This is a genomic window from Gilliamella sp. W8128 (assembly GCF_016100545.1).
In the GTDB taxonomy this organism is placed as follows: Bacteria; Pseudomonadota; Gammaproteobacteria; order Enterobacterales; family Orbaceae; genus Gilliamella; species Gilliamella apis.
Window position 1 is genome coordinate 1 of record NZ_JACFSE010000001.1, and the last position, 17,084, is coordinate 17,084.

Annotated in this window: 19 protein-coding genes; 12 read left to right on the forward strand and 7 right to left on the reverse strand. The window is 34.8% G+C overall.

The features are described 5' to 3' along the window. Positions 1-170: 170 nt before the first annotated feature. Positions 171-950, reverse strand: a complete 780-nt coding sequence (locus H3U97_RS00005) for an SDR family oxidoreductase (RefSeq protein ID WP_198197440.1) — start codon at positions 948-950, stop codon at positions 171-173. Between the two features lie 232 nt (positions 951-1,182). On the opposite strand from H3U97_RS00005, the gene H3U97_RS00010 reads away from it, so the two are divergent. Beyond that, positions 1,183-2,073: a LysR substrate-binding domain-containing protein gene (locus tag H3U97_RS00010; RefSeq protein WP_086354381.1), complete on the forward strand. Its 891-nt coding sequence runs from the start codon at positions 1,183-1,185 to the stop codon at positions 2,071-2,073. A 112-nt stretch (positions 2,074-2,185) separates the two neighbouring features. Here the strand turns inward: H3U97_RS00010 and tolC are convergent, their stop codons facing one another. Beyond that, positions 2,186-3,532, reverse strand: coding sequence for an outer membrane channel protein TolC (tolC, locus tag H3U97_RS00015; protein ID WP_065650751.1), 1,347 nt, complete (start codon positions 3,530-3,532; stop codon positions 2,186-2,188). A 140-nt stretch (positions 3,533-3,672) separates the two neighbouring features. Between tolC and nudF the strand changes: the two genes are divergently transcribed. Next, positions 3,673-4,302 (forward strand): ADP-ribose diphosphatase, encoded by a 630-nt coding sequence (gene nudF / locus H3U97_RS00020; protein WP_034902117.1) that lies wholly within the window; start codon positions 3,673-3,675, stop codon positions 4,300-4,302. A 161-nt stretch (positions 4,303-4,463) separates the two neighbouring features. Then, positions 4,464-5,294 carry a 3',5'-cyclic-AMP phosphodiesterase gene (cpdA, locus tag H3U97_RS00025; protein ID WP_065578534.1) on the forward strand — a complete coding sequence of 277 codons (831 nt, stop codon included), beginning with the start codon at positions 4,464-4,466 and terminating at the stop codon, positions 5,292-5,294. 33 nt (positions 5,295-5,327) lie between these two features. On the opposite strand, the gene cls is transcribed toward cpdA, so the two are convergent. The 5 genes from cls to fldA all read right to left on the reverse strand — a co-directional run bounded on the left by cls (position 5,328) and on the right by fldA (position 8,944). After that, complete coding sequence (gene cls / locus H3U97_RS00030) at positions 5,328-6,791, reverse strand: cardiolipin synthase (protein ID WP_198197442.1); 1,464 nt, start codon at positions 6,789-6,791, stop codon at positions 5,328-5,330. Positions 6,792-6,796: 5 nt separating this feature from the next. Continuing rightward, a complete protein-coding gene (yciA, locus tag H3U97_RS00035) occupies positions 6,797-7,255 on the reverse strand; it encodes an acyl-CoA thioester hydrolase YciA (RefSeq protein WP_086364318.1) in 459 nt (152 codons plus the stop codon). A 27-nt stretch (positions 7,256-7,282) separates the two neighbouring features. Further along, positions 7,283-7,825: an inner membrane-spanning protein YciB gene (locus H3U97_RS00040; RefSeq protein ID WP_034902113.1), complete on the reverse strand. Its 543-nt coding sequence runs from the start codon at positions 7,823-7,825 to the stop codon at positions 7,283-7,285. A 69-nt stretch (positions 7,826-7,894) separates the two neighbouring features. Further along, positions 7,895-8,353, reverse strand: coding sequence for a ferric iron uptake transcriptional regulator (gene fur / locus H3U97_RS00045; RefSeq protein ID WP_034902110.1), 459 nt, complete (start codon positions 8,351-8,353; stop codon positions 7,895-7,897). Positions 8,354-8,431: 78 nt separating this feature from the next. Beyond that, a complete protein-coding gene (fldA, locus tag H3U97_RS00050) occupies positions 8,432-8,944 on the reverse strand; it encodes a flavodoxin FldA (RefSeq protein WP_034902105.1) in 513 nt (170 codons plus the stop codon). A gap of 177 nt (positions 8,945-9,121) precedes the next feature. On the opposite strand from fldA, the gene sucC reads away from it, so the two are divergent. From sucC to tolA, 9 genes are all read left to right on the forward strand, one after another. Continuing rightward, positions 9,122-10,294, forward strand: a complete 1,173-nt coding sequence (gene sucC, locus H3U97_RS00055) for an ADP-forming succinate--CoA ligase subunit beta (RefSeq protein ID WP_198197444.1) — start codon at positions 9,122-9,124, stop codon at positions 10,292-10,294. A gap of 24 nt (positions 10,295-10,318) precedes the next feature. Further along, on the forward strand, positions 10,319-11,185 hold the full coding sequence (sucD, locus tag H3U97_RS00060) for a succinate--CoA ligase subunit alpha (RefSeq protein ID WP_065578539.1): 867 nt from the start codon (positions 10,319-10,321) through the stop codon (positions 11,183-11,185). Positions 11,186-11,302: 117 nt separating this feature from the next. Then, entirely contained in the window at positions 11,303-12,874 is a 1,572-nt protein-coding gene (locus H3U97_RS00065; RefSeq protein WP_065578540.1) for a cytochrome ubiquinol oxidase subunit I, read from the forward strand. Between the two features lie 19 nt (positions 12,875-12,893). Then, complete coding sequence (gene cydB / locus H3U97_RS00070; RefSeq protein WP_198197446.1) at positions 12,894-14,030, forward strand: cytochrome d ubiquinol oxidase subunit II; 1,137 nt, start codon at positions 12,894-12,896, stop codon at positions 14,028-14,030. A gap of 9 nt (positions 14,031-14,039) precedes the next feature. Further along, positions 14,040-14,150, forward strand: coding sequence for a cytochrome bd oxidase small subunit, CydX/CbdX family (locus H3U97_RS00075; RefSeq protein ID WP_086320090.1), 111 nt, complete (start codon positions 14,040-14,042; stop codon positions 14,148-14,150). A 204-nt stretch (positions 14,151-14,354) separates the two neighbouring features. Beyond that, positions 14,355-14,750 (forward strand): tol-pal system-associated acyl-CoA thioesterase, encoded by a 396-nt coding sequence (gene ybgC / locus H3U97_RS00080; RefSeq protein WP_034902095.1) that lies wholly within the window; start codon positions 14,355-14,357, stop codon positions 14,748-14,750. 51 nt (positions 14,751-14,801) lie between these two features. After that, positions 14,802-15,422 carry a protein TolQ gene (gene tolQ / locus H3U97_RS00085; RefSeq protein WP_065578639.1) on the forward strand — a complete coding sequence of 207 codons (621 nt, stop codon included), beginning with the start codon at positions 14,802-14,804 and terminating at the stop codon, positions 15,420-15,422. After that, positions 15,419-15,844 carry a colicin uptake protein TolR gene (tolR, locus tag H3U97_RS00090; protein WP_370527996.1) on the forward strand — a complete coding sequence of 142 codons (426 nt, stop codon included), beginning with the start codon at positions 15,419-15,421 and terminating at the stop codon, positions 15,842-15,844. Before tolQ ends, tolR begins: the two co-directional genes overlap by 4 nt. A 23-nt stretch (positions 15,845-15,867) precedes the next feature. Next, the gene (gene tolA, locus H3U97_RS00095) at positions 15,868-16,974 is read left to right on the forward strand and encodes a cell envelope integrity protein TolA (RefSeq protein WP_370545663.1); all 1,107 of its coding nucleotides are present in this window, start codon (positions 15,868-15,870) and stop codon (positions 16,972-16,974) included. Positions 16,975-17,084 lie beyond the last annotated feature (110 nt).

Sequence of the window (17,084 nt, forward strand, 5' to 3'; positions counted from 1 at the left end):
GCCGCGGGAGATTGTAAAGAGGGTTGGCGCCAACCCTCTTAACTCGGACGTAATCACCGTATAGAAACAACCGCAAAACAACAAAACGTCCGAAACACAAACAACCAAAAATTTTGAGGAGAGGGGTTTTTGAAACCCCAAAATCACTTTAATCACTTATATTCGATTGTTTATTTCTGATTTTCTGCTGGATTACCAGAATAAGGAAAGATACTATCTTTTAAACTGAATGAAAAATCCTTCGTACTGATCTCGCCAATGATTTTGTTGCTATCATAAAGGGCTAATAAAAATTCAGCCATTTGATCGGCAGAATGATATTTAGCAAAACTTTTATCATAATCATATTCATCAACATTATTGGCTTTTTTGCCAAATTCCGTTTGTGTTGCCGCTGGAGCAAGTACTTTTGCTCTTAATTGGGCCTTAGCTTGTATTAGTTCTTGAGCAAGCCCTTCAGTGAAAGCATTAACATAAAATTTTGTTGCGCAATAGGTAACAGCATTTGGCACAATGGTATAGCCGCCGCGAGATGATATATTAATCAACTGAGTATTTGCTTGATCTTTATATTTACGTACATAAAGTGTTGATAGAATGGTTAATGCTTCAATATTTAAATGCAGCATGGATTCGATTTTTGTTAAATCTTGATCGTTTACACTGCCATAATGACCAAAACCGGCATTATTAATCCAAGTTTCGATAAAATAATTCTCTAATTGATTGAATAAATGATAATTAGACTGTGTATTGGTTAAATCACAAACTTTTATAATAACTTCAACTTTGGAATTTAGTTTTGCTATTTGTTGTTTTAATGATTCTAAATTTTCTTTTCTTCGAGCAATTACTATCAGATTTTTGTTTCTTTTGGCAAATGCGATTGCCGTTGCATAACCTATTCCCGAGCTAGCACCAGTGATAACGGTATATCTTTTGTTTTCCATTTTTAATCCCTTTGTTACTTAGATTGGTACCAAACTTTTAATAAGTTGATATCACTAAAATATTTAACTGACATAAAAATCGTTAGGCAAACTTAATCAACAAAATTTTGTTTAATGATGATTATAGACTGATTAAATTTCCTTATTTAATTAAAGATCTATATTATATTGATTGATAAAATGACAATAAATAATATCAAAATTGATTTATTAACAACTGAGGATTGCTAATATGGATTTAGTTAAATGTATGGAAGCATTTGTTATAACCGTAAAAACTGGCTCTTTTGCTGCAACGTCTATTTCGTTAAATACCTCCCCACAGATGATTGCTAAATATATTCTTTTTTTAGAAAATTATTTGGGTCTGAAATTACTTAATCGAACGACAAGATCACAACATTTAACAGAGTTTGGTAAACAGTATTATGAACGATGTTTGTTTATTCTCAGTGAAATTAAAAGTACAAAAACATTAGCGCAGCAATTTAGTCAAGAGCCCAAGGGAAGATTAAGGATTAGTGCCCCAATTAGTTATGGTCAATTTAATTTGATTCCTGTGATAAGTCGCTTTATGAAATGTTATCCGAAAGTGAATATTGATATGCAATTAAGTGATCGTTATGTCGATTTAGTTAAAGATGATTTTGATGTGGTGTTTCGAATTGGCTCGTTAAATGATTCAAGTTTAATTGCTCGTAAACTAAGTGACTTACAGCTGATTTTTGCTGCTTCACCAAGCTATTTAGCTCAAAATGGCGTACCAGCAATACCTGACGATTTGAAGAAGCATCAATGCTTAATTTATCAATATGTCAATCCGACCAAAAAGGATAATTTGTGGCCATTTACTATCAATGGTAAGTTAACTAATATCGCTATTTCAGGTGCATTTCAAAGTAATAATACTACTGCATTGGCTGCAGCCGCTATTGAGGGATTAGGCGTCACAATGTTACCCGAGTCAGTACTGAATGAGTCGATTAAACAGAGTAAATTAATTCCTATTTTGCAAGATTTTTTGCCTCCGCCCAGAGAAGCTCATCTTTTGTATACAGCAGATAAGCAAAGATTACCTAAACTTAATACTTTTATTGAGTTTATGGTTAATGCTATGTCTTGATATATTTTGCAATACACTTGGTAATAGAGTTAAATTAGAAAAATTAATCACCCAAAATAGAAAAAGCGATCTGATGATCGCTTTTTTATGTTTAATCAAACTATATAGTCGATTATTTTATCGTTGCAATGGTACTAACTTCTTTACCTAACATGTTGTTTAAGTAAACTAAATCACTTGCAGTTAAAGTACCAACAGCATATTTCAACTGTAATAAGCTAGTTAAATAGTTGTATTTAGCATCGGATAGATTGCGTTTTGAACTATAAAGTTGTGTGGTAGCATTAAGTACATCAACAATAGTACGCGTACCTACTTGATAACCAGAAGATGTGGCTTCTAATGAACTTTGTGCAGAAACCACCGCTTGTTGATAAGCTTTAATCGCACTAATTGATGATGAAATATTGTTATAAGATGAGCGAACTTGGTTAATCACACTACGATTTGTACTTTCAAGTTTTTCACTAAAACTGACAAAATTATGTTGTGCTTGTTGCACTTGTGATACGGTCGCCCCACCAGAGAAAAGCGGTAAACTTACACTCACACCAACTCTATTATCCCCTGAATATTTTTTGCCAGCGGTATGACGTTGATAATTGGTGTTACCATAGCTATCAGATTTATTTAAGTTAGTGGAGGCATCAAGACTTGCCGTAGGCATAAAACCTGATTGTGCCATTTTTATTTGATCACGAGCAATCTCTTGATTTAACTTCATAGTTAGTAAGTTAAGATTGGCGGTTTCAGATTGTTTTAACAGTGTGTTAATTTGTGTTGGTGCTTGAGTTTTAAAGGTTTTAGTATCAACACTGGCTAGCTTAGAATAAAAGCGACCACTTACTTGACGCAATGATTCAATAGCGTTATTTAAATCATTTAAGGCATTAACTTGTTGCGCTACCGTTAAATCGTAATTTGCTTGTGCGTTTTGTACATCGGTAATAGCTACTAAACCGACTTGATGTTGTTGACGAGTTTGTTCTAATTGACGACCAATTGCTTTTTTCTGAGCATCGATAAAGCTTAATGCATCAAGGCATTTAAGTACATTGAAGTAAGCAACAGAAGTGTTTAAAATCAATGTTTGGCCTTGGTATTGATAAGAAATATCTGCAATAGTTGCTTGTTTTTTCGTGATATCTAAAGCTTTCCAATTAGAAAAATTGAAGATACTTTGCGAGACAGCGACTTGATACAAGCTACCGCTTTTAGTCTTAATTCCGCTATTGTCTCGACGTCCATGGGCTACTCCATAAGAAGCACTTAAGCCTACTTGTGGCAATAAGCTTGCACGAGAACCTGAAATTGCTGAATAAGCTTTATCTTTTTCAGCCAATGAACTGCGTAAATCTGGATTGGTTTCTTTTGCTTGTTCATAAACTTGAACTAAGTTTTCAGCAAATACAGATTGACTTAATGCTAAGCCAATTAAAAAGGTTAAAGTTTTTTTCATCAATCTTTCTCTTTAAAAGCAATAAAATAGAATAATATTTTTCAATTGCATAATTTTAACAGATAATTAGCATATAGAAAGTGCCCATATTAGTTATTCGCACTTTTTATTAAAATTTAGCTTAAAATCGAGAACTTAATATGAAATATAAACCTACTCCAGTAATTTTTAACAAAAAAGATGTGTTTAATTTGACTAAACGAATTTTATATAAAGGTTTTTTCTCGTTGTTTGAATATCGTTTTCAATATCGTAAATTTGATGGTTCAGTGAGTGAAATGGTTTCGCGTGAAATTTTAGAACGTGGTCATGCGGTGGTACTTTTAGCTTATGATGATAAACGAGATGAAGTCGTCCTTATTGAACAAATTCGTATTGCAGCGATTGATACCCAAGCTAGTCCATGGATATTAGAGTTGATTGCCGGCATGATGGATCATGAGAATGAGTCGACAGAAGAAGTTGCAAGACGAGAAGCTATGGAAGAAGCGGGTATAGTCATTGGACAATGTAAGCCGATCATAAGTTATTTAGCCTCACCAGGTGGCTTAACTGAGCAGTTGCATATTTTAGTTGGTCAAGTTGATTCTTCGACCGCAAAAGGTGTACACGGTTTGGCTGAAGAGAACGAAGATATTAAGGTTCATGTGGTGAGTCGTGAACAAGCGTATAAATGGGTTGAAGAAGGGGTAATAAATAATGCCGCCTCAATTATTGCGCTACAGTGGTTACAACTTAATCATCTGACATTAAAGAATGAGTGGAAATAAACAGTTTTTTGTTAAACTAAGCAATTATTACTTTCCTAAAAATAGAATTTATTTTACAATTTAAGTTAACATCATGATTTAAAAATAAAAATTGTGATGTTGATCACAATATCAATTCTATTGCTGACATGATTTCATATAATAAATGATAGAGGTAGATTTTGGAGTCACTTTTAAAGCTTCAAATACGTAATAAGCATTGTGCAAAAATACTGCATATTACCGATACGCATCTGTTTGCTGATGATAATGGCGCATTGCTAGGCGTTAAGTCAAATGCCAGTTTTTTATCAGTTATTGCTGAAATTGAGCGCAGCAATAAGAAGTTTGATTTGATTGTTGCAACGGGTGATTTTGTCCAAGATGGTGCTAAGAAATCTTATGCACGCTTTGCTGAGCAAATTCAAAAATTTGCTACACCATGTGTTTGGTTAGCGGGTAATCATGATAACTATAGTTATATGCAAGAGGTATTTTCGAATTATCAACTTGCTGAAAATAAAAGTATATTACTCGGTGATAACTGGCTAATTGTGTTATTAAATAGTCAAGTGGTGGGTAAGGCTTATGGAATGTTGCCTGAATCTGAATTGCAGTTTTTACAAAATACTTTAACTGCTCATGCCGATAAAAATGCTCTAGTATTTTTACATCATCATCCGATTCCTTCGGGTTGTGATTGGCTGGATGAACATATTTTAAAAAATAGTTATAAACTTGAAGAAATTATCAAACGTTTCCCTAATATAAAAGGAGTAGGTTGGGGACATATTCACCAACAACAAGATCATATTTGGCATAATTGCCATGCATTTTCGACGCCTTCTACATGTTTTCAATTTAAACCTAATTGTTATGATTTTCAGTTATCTAATGCAGATGCACCTGGGTGGCGAGAAATTATTCTTAATCAAGATGGAGTGATTGAATCTAACGTTTTTCGTATTGCGGATAATCAATTTTTACCTGATATATCACAAAAAGGTTATTAGGGTATTTTTTGTACGTTAATTTTTTCAAATTGATTAGAGTAAAGGGGCAAAAAAGTAAAATAATCGTTCAATAACCCGCTGCCAGATCGGTCGCTTTTTCCATTTTTGGATATTAATTTCTTCTGACTGTGATAAATATTGTTTTAGTAGCTGTGATAGTGATTTGGCAAATTGAGCGTCATCAATTACAGTAGTAATTTCAAAATTCAACCATAAACTGCGCATATCTAAATTAACCGTTCCAACTAGACTAAGTTGATTATCAATTAGAACACTTTTTGTATGTAATAAATTATCATTAAATTGATAAAGTTTAACGCCACTACTTAATAATTCCGAAAAGAAAGCTCGACTGGCCCATTTTACCATTAATGAGTCGTTCTTTTTCGGCGTAATGATGATGACCTCAACACCACGTTGGGCGGCGGTGCATATTGCATGTAAAATATCATCACTAGGTACTAAATAAGGTGTAGTAAAAATAATTTGTTCTTGAGCAGAATAAATTGCTGTCAATAACACTTGATGGATCATGTTTTCGGTATAACCAGGGCCAGAAGGAATAAGTTGCATAATATGTTTCTTTTCTTCTGGTGGTTCGGCAAAATCAGTGATTTGTGGAAGGGCTAAATATTTACCTGTTTCAAGTTCCCAATCACTAGCGTATATAGCCCCCATTAAGGTGGTAACCGGTCCATTCATTCTAATCATGATATCAACCCATTCTCCAACATGCTTATTTTGTTTGAAGAATCTAGGGTCAACAATATTCATACTTCCGGTATAGGAGATATAGTTATCTATGATGGCTACCTTACGGTGTTGACGCAAATCAAGTCGTCTAAACATAAATCTTAATAGATTAACTTGTAACGCCTCTATAATGATAATACCTGCAGCACGCATTCTTTGGCAGGCTTTCGATCTAATAAAGTGTCTACTTCCTGCTGAATCAATCATTAATCGACAGGTAACGCCTCTTTGTGTGGCTTGTATTAGTGCTTGTTCAACATCATCCGCTTTACCGCCTTCATTCCAGATATAAAATACCATTTCTATGTTGGAGTTGGCATTATTGATATCGTCAATAAGACGATTAAAAATCGTGTCGGTATCACTTAATAATTCAATATGATTACCTTTTATACCATCAAGTCCTGTTTGATGTTTACAAAGTTGAAAAATAGGCTTGCTGACTTGGCTAACTTTAGCGGTAAAAATATCTGGGAAAGCGCTTAATTGATTAATAAATTTGGTGATAGTTGGGCGCATTTTTTGCGCGCGCTTAGCTCGCTGTTGCCCTAAGTGGGTCTCGCCTAAGGCGAAGTAAAGAATAATGCCAATAATAGGTAATATATAAATGACCAACATCCATGCAATCACGTAAGTAGTTGGTCTTCTTTTGAAGACAATACGTAGCGTGGTCGACACAATAAGCAACCAGTAAACGAGAATAATTAATGTACTTATTAATGCATGGAATGATGTAAATTGCATATTTATCAGCTATAAGTTAAGTTTAATTTGCTAATAGGATCTTTAGTACAATCATAATGTTGAAATATTTCTGGCAAAGGTTTTGGATTATTGTGTTTATCTACAGAAACATAGGTAAAAGTAGCATCAGTGATACGAAAACGCTGCGTAGCAATTTCTGAATCGGTTACTTTTTTAATCCAAACTTCAATCTCGATGGTAATCGAGGTAGTGCCAGTTTTTATACAATGAGCATAACAACATACTACGTCGCCAACCATTGCCGGTTTGTGAAAAGTAATACTACTGGCATTAACTGTCACGACTCTTCTTTTGGCAATTTCTTTAGCTAAAATACCACCAGCTAAGTCCATTTGCGACATGATCCATCCACCAAAAATATGGCCATGTGGATTAGTGTCTGCCGGCATAGCTAAGGTTCGTAATACTAATTGTCCTTTAGGGTTGTTATCATTTTGTGTCATGTTGTTAATACTCCTACCAGTATAATCTTATCTATTTTCAGTAGTCTTACTCATATTTCGGTAAATATAAATTCCCGATATTAAAGACATTATTAATGATGCTGCCGGTAAAATAAATACTTTAAAAATCCAGAAGAAGTCATCTGTTGCATAATATGTTGCAATTAAACTGAAAGTCCCACAAGCGATAAAAAATACAATCCACATCAGATTTAACTTATTCCAGACTGTTATATCAAGCTGTATCTCTTTAGCTAATATTTTTTGTATTAGATTTTTCTTGAAAATAAACTGACTAACAGATAAAGCAGTAGCAAATAAAAAGTTAATAATAGTCACTTTCCATTTGATGATATTAGGTTCACGAGTTAACAATGTCACGCCACCAAAAATCATTACCATCAGATAAGATATCAGCTCAACTTTATCAATTTTTTTATACATAACAAGAATAATTAAAAAGGATATTGTTGAGGCAATCATTAATGCTTGGACGCCGACAAAAATATCGTAAATTGTTAAAAATATAAAAAATACGATAAGTGGGATAAAATTTAAAAGCTGCTTCATGTGATTATTAACCTGACAGATAAAAGTATGTATTATTCTTAATAAGTAAAAAAAGCCTATAAAATAGGCTTATTTTTTAGTATGAAGTTCCGGATGAGCTTTACAGTTACCAGCCTTACAATGTCCGTAAAGGTATAAGCTATGAAAAGTGAGGGTAACGCCATATTGTTCTGCGATTTCTTTTTGACGTTGATTAATTATTTCGTCTCGAAATTCAAACACTTCGCCACAATCTAAACAAATTAAATGATCGTGGTGTTTTTGTGAGGCAAGTTCAAAAACAGCTCTGCCACCTTCAAAATTATGACGAGTTACAATTCCGGCATCGTCAAATTGATTCAATACTCGATAAACCGTTGCAAGGCCAATTTCTTCGCCCATATCAAGTAGTTTTTTATAAAGATCTTCTACAGTAATATGTTGGCATGAAGGGTCTCGTAATAATTCTAAAATTTTTAATCGTGGTAAGGTAACCTTTAAGCCGGCACTTTTTAGTGCTGCATTATTATCTTTATCATGATTCGTCATATTACATTCCAGTTGAGTTGTTTAATAAAACATATTATAAAAATATGTACGGAAAATAAAATAAATCACTTTGATAGATCAAATATTCATTTCGGTTTTTACTTGTTTTACCCAATTATTAATGCGTTCTTCGGTTAATTCTGGTTGACGATCTTCATCAATGGCTAAACCAACAAAATGATTATCATCAACTAAACTTTTCGATGCTTCAAAGCTGTATCCTTCTGTTGACCAATGACCAACAATTTTAGCCCCTTTAGGTTCGATAATATCGCGAATTGTTCCCATTGCATCACAAAAATATTCAGCGTAATCTTCTTGATCACCACAGCCAAAAATTGCTACAGTTTTACCATTAAAATTAATTTGTTCTAAATTAGGGAAAAAATCGTCCCAATCAGCTTGAGATTCACCGTAATACCAAGTTGGGATACCAAAAAACAAGCAATCATATTTTTCGATATGTTCTTTAGTTGTTTTTGCAATATCGAAAAGATCTGCTTTATCTGTACCTAAAATTTGTTGGATTTGTTTAGCTACATTCTCTGTATTACCGGTGTCACTACCAAAAAAGATTCCAACTTGTGTCATATTTTTACCTTTACTGTTTTTACAATATCAATATATTTTTTGAGTATATCATTGTCGGTAGGTATCAGCAATAATTCTCAATTACTATAAACATAAGTAATTATTTACTACACAATTTTTACATCTTGCATTAAAATTAGCCACTATTTTTGGCAATCAGAGCTTTGGGATTTATTTATGAACCTGCATGAGTATCAATCAAAAAACCTATTTAAACAGTATAATTTGCCAGTGCCAGAAGGTTATGTATGTAACTCTATCGATGAAATACAAGATACATTGGCTGAAATTTCCTTGCAAACACCGACTAGCGCTTGGGTGGCAAAATGCCAAGTACATGCAGGGGGACGAGGCAAATCTGGCGGGGTCATTTGTACTAAGGATTTTAATGAAATAAAGCGTTTTGCTGAAAAATGGTTAGGTCAGTATTTAGTAACTTATCAAACAACATCCAAAGGCCAACCTGTTAATCAGATTTTAATTGAGAAGGCTTCAAATATAGCTAAAGAGCTTTATTTAGGTGCAGTAATTGATCGTAGTAGCAAACGTATTGTGGTGATGGCGTCGACTGAAGGTGGCGTTGAAATTGAAAAAGTTGCTGAAACTTCACCACATTTAATTCATAAAATATCGCTAGATCCATTAACTGGGCCATGTGGCTATCAAGGTCGTGAGCTTGCTTTCAAACTCGGTCTTACTGGTAAACTCGTCAATCAATTTGCCAAATTATTTGTCAATTTTGCTAATCTTTTTATTGAAAAAGATGTCTCTTTAGCAGAAGTAAATCCGCTAGTTATTACCGATGTACAAGAATTAATTTGTTTAGATGCTAAAGTGGTTTTAGATGATAATGCCATGTTCAGACATCCTGATCTAGCAATATTAAGAGATTCAACCCAAGAAGACGAACGTGAATCAATTGCAGCTAAACAAGGTATTAGCTATGTTTCACTGGAAGGTAATATTGGTTGTATGGTTAATGGTGCCGGCCTTGCGATGGCAACAATGGATATGATCAAACTTTATGGTGGTGAGCCAGCGAACTTTTTAGATGTAGGTGGTGGTACAACCAAAGAGCGCGTAGCGGAAGCATTCAAATTAATTTTATCAGACAAAAATGTCAAAGCTATTTTAGTCAATATTTTTGGTGGTATTGTTCGTTGTGATCTTATTGCTAATGGTATTATTGATGCCATTAAAGAGATTGGTTTGACAGTGCCTGTTGTTGTTCGTCTTGAGGGTAATAATGCTGAGCTAGCAAGAGAGATTTTGGCTAAAAGCGAATTGAATGTTATTACAGCAAAAGGTTTAGTCGATGCAGCCCAACAAATTGTTGCTGTTGCACAATAATAGTATGGGTGGAGAATAATTACTATGTCAATTTTGATTAATAAAGAAACAAAAGTGATTTGTCAGGGATTCACTGGTAGTCAGGGGACTTTCCATTGTGAGCAAGCAATTGCTTATGGAACAAAAGTCGTCGGAGGTGTAACACCCGGTAAAGGCGGTACCACGCATTTAGGTTTACCTGTATTTAATACGGTTAAAGAAGCTGTAGCAGCAACAGGTGCAACAGCAACAGTAATTTATGTTCCTGCTGCATTTGGTAAAGACTCGATTTTAGAGGCAATTGATGCAGGTATCAAACTGATAGTATGTATTACAGAAGGTATTCCAACTCTGGATATGCTTATCGTTAAACAAAAATTAGTCGAACATGATGTTGTTATGATAGGACCTAATTGTCCTGGAATTATTGTTCCTGATGAGTGTAAAATAGGTATTATGCCTGGACATATTCATTTGGCAGGAAAAGTAGGTATTGTTTCTCGTTCTGGTACTTTGACTTATGAAGCAGTCAAACAGACTACCGATATCGGATTAGGCCAATCAGTGTGTGTTGGAATTGGCGGTGATGCTATTCCGGGTAGTGATTTTATCTCCATTCTAAAATTACTTCAGCAAGATCCTAAGACTGAAGCTATTGTTATGATAGGTGAAATTGGTGGTAGTGCTGAAGAAGAAGCCGCTAATTACATCAAACAAAATGTCACCAAACCTGTTATTGCTTATATTGCTGGTGTTTCGGCACCTGCAGGTAAACGTATGGGCCATGCAGGGGCAATTATTTCTGGAAACAAAGGAACTGCTGCCGATAAAACCAAAGCACTACAGGCAGCTGGAATCATTGTTGTGAATAGTTTAGCGGAAATCGGTGAAACGGTAAAAATGCACCTTTAATTTTATTTAATTTCATTTTTTTGACATTCATCAATTTTTATTCTTAAAATAATATTGTAAAATACAATAAATAACGACAAAAAATTTGTGGGTATTTAAGGATAAAGGGAGCACGTTATGTTTGATATTGTAGAATTATCAAGACTTCAGTTTGCACTCACCGCAATGTATCATTTTATTTTTGTTCCATTAACGCTAGGTATGGCGTTTATGCTTGCAATTATGGAAACAGTATATGTGGTTAGTGGCAAGCAAGTTTGGAAAGATATGACTAAATTCTGGGGTAAACTATTCGGTATTAATTTCGCCGTTGGTGTTGCTACCGGTTTAACCATGGAGTTCCAATTTGGGACTAACTGGTCTTATTACTCGCATTATGTAGGTGATATATTTGGTGCACCTCTTGCGATTGAAGGACTAATGGCATTTTTCTTGGAATCAACTATGGTTGGTTTATTCTTTTTTGGCTGGGATAGACTAAGTCGTGGTAAACATCTAATGGTTACTTGGTGTGTAGCCTTTGGTTCCAATTTCTCTGCACTTTGGATTTTAGTTGCCAATGGTTGGATGCAATTTCCTATCGGTTCTGACTTTAACCCGATTACCTCTCGCATGGAAATGGCCAGTTTCTTTGAATTAATTACTAATACTGTAGCTCAATACAAGTTTGTTCACACTGTTGCTGCAGGGTATTTGACTGGTTCAATCTTTGTTTTAAGTATTAGTTCCTATTATCTATTAAAAAAACGAGATTTGCCTTTTGCTAAACGTTCTTTTGCTGTAGCAGCTGTGTTTGGTTTTATTATGTCAATTGTTGTTGCAATTATGGGCGATGAAGCCGGTCATGAGTTGACAACTGTACAACCAGTAAAACTAGCGGCAATTGAAGGTGAATGGGAAACTCAACCAGCGCCAGCATCATTTAATGTTATAGCGTTCCCGTCGCAAGATAAGAAAGAAAATGTATTCGCTTTGGAAATCCCTTACATAATGGGAATCATGACAACTCGTTCATTCGATACCCAAGTTACTGGTTTAAGAGATATTTTAACTAACAATGAATCTCGAATTCGTAATGGTATTTTAGCTTATACTAATTTGGAAAAAATTCAGAAAGGTGATCAGGACCCAGCTGTTTTAAAAGCCTTTGAAGACAATAAAGTGGACTTAGGTTACGGTTATTTAGTTAAACGCTATACCGATCGTGATAACTTAACAATTCCTGAAGCGACTGAACAACATATTAAAGCGGCAACTGAAGATTCAATCCCTACTGTATGGCCACTGTTCTGGGCATTTAGAGGTATGGTTGGTTTGGGCTTATTAATGATTTTAGGCACTGGGCTTGCTTTATGGACAACCTATAAAGGTCGAATTGGTGAAAAACGATGGTTATATCGTTTACTACTGTTATCTTTACCATTCCCATGGCTTGCATGTGAATGCGGTTGGTTTGTTGCCGAATATGGTCGTCAACCTTGGGCAATTCAAGATATTTTACCAACAGGTGTAGCTAATTCATCATTAACTCCAGGTGAAGTATTATTTACCATGGTTCTTATTTGTGGACTTTATACTTTGTTCTTGGTTGCTGAATTGTTCTTAATGTTTAAATTTGCACGATTAGGGCCAAGTTCATTAGGTACTGGCAGCTACCATTATGAAAAAACACAATCAATATCGGAATAAGGCATAGGGAGTAAATACAATGATTGATTACGAAATTGTACGCGTCATCTGGTGGGTGTTGATTAGTGTTGTTTTAATCGCTTTTGTTATCACAGATGGCTTCGATATGGGTGTCGGAATTTTATTACCTTTTATTGGTAAAACCGATACTGAACGCCGAATCATGATAAATGCAATCGCACCACACTGGGATGGTAACCAAGTTTGGTTAATTACTGGTGGTGCAGGTATTTTCGCTGCATGGCCTACGGCTTATGCGGTATCTTTTTCCGGTTTTTATATTGCGATGGTTTTAGTGCTCTGTGCGCTATTTTTTAGACCAATTGGTTTTGATTACCGTAGTAAACTGGAAAATACTAAATGGCGTAATATGTGGGACCTCGCGATCTTTTTTGGTAGTTTTGTGCCTGCTCTTGTTTTTGGTGTTGCTTTTGGAAACTTATTAGAAGGTGTACCATTTAGATTTGATATTAGTAAACGTGCTTTTTATGATGGTTCATTCTTTGAATTACTAAACCCATTTGCAATATTAGCCGGTATTGTGAGTTTGATGTTAATCGTTGCTCATGGTGGCGCTTGGTTGCAAATGAAAACTTCTGGTGAACTTTATTTAAGAGCAAGAAAAGCAACACAAATAGCAAGCTTGGTAATGTTAATTGCTTTTGTATTAGCTGGCGTTTGGGTTGCATTTGGCATTCATGGTTATGAAATTACAAGTGCTATAGATCATAATGGAGTATCGAATCCATTAGCTAAAACTGTATCAACAGATTCTACATGGTTAAATAATTACATGAATTATCCTATTTTATGGGCGGTTCCAGCATTAGGCGTATTATTACCATTATTAACTATTTTCTTTTCTAGTGTGAATAAAAATGGATTGGTGTTTTTATCTTCTTCACTAACTATTGCTTGTGTATTACTTACCTATGGAATTGCAACATTCCCATTCATTATGCCATCAAGCATTATGCCAAACGCTAGTTTGACTATTTGGGATGCAACTTCTAGTCAGTTAACACTTAATATTATGTTTGGTGTTGTGGTAATCTTTTTACCAATTGTTCTTTTCTACACTATCTGGTCTTACATTAAAATGTTTGGACGTTTAGACAAAAACCATATAGAAAATAATAAACATTCACTTTATTAAGGATTAATTATGTATTACGTTTTATGGTTCATTGGATTAATTGCTGCATGTATGTTAGCTGTTGTTACTGGACTTTGGGTTGAAAACTCTAGTAATGAAAAAGAAACTAATAATAAATAAAATATTAAAAAACTAATATAAAGGTGGCAAATAGTCACCTTTTTACTTATTTATAAGTCTGAACAAATTTATAAGTCTGAATAAAATATAAATAATTCACAAATGATAATTGTTTTCATTTAACTATTTTTATATCATAGTGCAGCGAATTTCATATTCAGATATAATGTGGTTAATTTTTTAGTCTAAATTAGATCTAACAATATGAAACAATTCAATTGGAATGCAAGAGTCTATTATGAAGACACAGATGCTGGTGGGGTAGTTTATCACGCTCGGTATCTTGCTTTTTTTGAACGAGCTAGAACAGAAATGCTAAGGCAACTTGATATTAGTCAACAAAAGTTACTGCAAGAAGGTATTGCTTTTGTTGTTAAAAAGATGGATATTAGCTACGACTTCCCAGCACGTTTAGATGATATGTTAACTATCAGCACTAAGATTGAGCAAATTCGTAAGGCGTCTATTATTTTTAAACAGACAATTTTAAACCAGAATAAGCAAATTATCAGCAGCGCTGATGTGGTGATTGCTTGTGTCAATATGACTAAAATGAAGCCTTGTGCGCTTCCTAAGTCATTATTTTTGGAGTTAATTTAAGTGAATATTATTGATCTATTTTTACAAGCAGGACTTTTGGTACAAGGCGTTATGCTATTGTTACTTATATTTTCTGTTATGTCTTGGGCTTTTATTTTTCAACGTAGTAGCATTTTAGGCAAAGCTAAAAAACAAGTTGAACAATTTGACAATAGTTTTTGGGCCGCTGATGACTTAAATGTGCTCTTTGATAAAGCAAAATTCAATAAAGAAGAGATCTGTGGTACAGAACATATTTTCTATTCGGGATTTAAAGAGTTTTCTCGTTTATACCAAATTAATCCAAATATGCCAGAAGCAGCGTTAGATGGTGCGTCTCGTTCAATGCGTTTAGCGATGAATCGTGAATTAGATAATTTAGAATTGCATATTCCTTTTTTAGGTACTGTAGGGTCAATTAGTCCGTATATTGGTTTATTTGGTACGGTTTGGGGAATTATGCATGCCTTTATTTCACTTGGAGAGGTTAAGCAAGCAACATTGCAAATGGTTGCTCCGGGTATTGCTGAAGCGTTAATTGCGACTGCTATTGGTTTATTTGCCGCGATTCCTGCTGTTTTAGCTTATAACCGATTATCCTTACGTGTGAGTCGAATGGAACAAAGCTATTTGAACTTTATTGATGAGTTTTCATCAATTTTACAACGTCAAGCAGTAGCTGTTAGGAAATAATTATGAGCAGACGTTCACGTTATTCAACAAAATCAGAGATCAATATTGTACCTTTGTTAGATGTATTATTGGTATTAGTATTGATTTTTATGGCTACAGCCCCAATAATAAGCCAAAGTGTTGAAGTTGATCTTCCAGAAGCGACAGAATCAAAAACTGTATCTCCTTCTGATAATAAACCTATAATTATCGAAGTATCTGGAATAGGGGAGTATGCAATTATTATAGATCAGAATCGACAATCGAATATTCCTCAAGAGCAAATTGTTGCAGAAGTTAAGCAGCAAATGTCACTTAATGATAAAGCTGTTTTTTTAGTTGGTGGTGCGAAACAGGTTCCTTATGAAGAGATTATAAAGGCTTTAAATTTACTTCAATCAGCAGGTGTCAAATCTGTTGGTCTGATGACTCAACCAATTTAACTTAACAATTATTAAAAATAAAAATGTCAGCAATGTCTAATAAGTTAAACTCAAAATTAAGTTTACCGGTTATCATTTCCATTCTTTTACATGGCATATTAATTATTGCCTTGGGATATAAGTTTGTCAGTGATACTGGTGAAAACTACGGTAGTATCAATGGTAATTCGATTGATGCTATTATGATTGATCCATCGGTTATGACCGAACAATATCAAAGACAATTGCAGACACAAGTTAATCAACAAAAAGCAGATCAAAAGACCCAAGAACTGCTAGATAAGCAAATAAAAGAACTAGCTGAAAAAGCAGAAGCAGAAAAAGCCGCGGCTGAGAAAGCTGCAGCAGAAAAAGCCGCAGCAGAAAAAGCTGCTGCCGAGAAAGCGGAAGCAGAAAAAGCCGCTGCCGAGAAAGCTGCTGCTGAGAAAGCTGCTGCTGAAAAAGCTGCAGCAGAAAAAGCAGCTGCTGAGAAGGCTGCGGCAGAAAAAGCCGCCGCTGAGAAGGCCGCAGCGGAAAAAGCTGCAGCAGAAAAAGCCGCCGCTGAAAAGGCTGCAGCAGAAAAAGCCGCCGCTGAGAAAGCTGCAGCAGAAAAAGCCGCCGCTGAGAAAGCTGCAGCAGAAAAAGCCGCCGCTGAAAAGGCTACAGCAGAAAAAGCTGCTGCTGAGAAAGCTGCAGCAGAAAAAGCCGCTGCTGAGAAAGCTGCAGCAGAAAAAGCTGCTGCTGAGAAAGCTGCAGCAGAAAAAAAAGCTAAACAGAAGGCAGAGCAAGCTAAAAAAGATAAAGCCCTCAACGATCTTTTGGGTGGGCTTACCTCAGGAACACCAAGTTCTGGAGGAGTTGCCAGTCGTAAAGGTGTATCTGATGGTGAGCTAGATAAATATAAATCGTTAGTACAAAATGCAATAAGTAATAAATTTATTAACCCACCAAATGTTTATCGTGGCAAAACTTGTGAACTACAAATTCAGATAGCACCAGATGGACTATTACTTAATGTTACCTCAAAAGGTGGTGATGCTGATCTATGTAGAGAAGCGCTTGCTGCAACTAAATTAGCGGTTATACCAAAACCAGCAAGTAGTTTGTATAATGAAGTAAAAACCATGAATATTGAATTCCAACCAAAGTAAATAATTTGATAGTTCTTTGATTTTTAAAATTTATTTATGTTATGTCATTTATTAATGAATAAATATTCCGCATCTTGATAATCTGATATTGAAAATTTACTAATCACCCC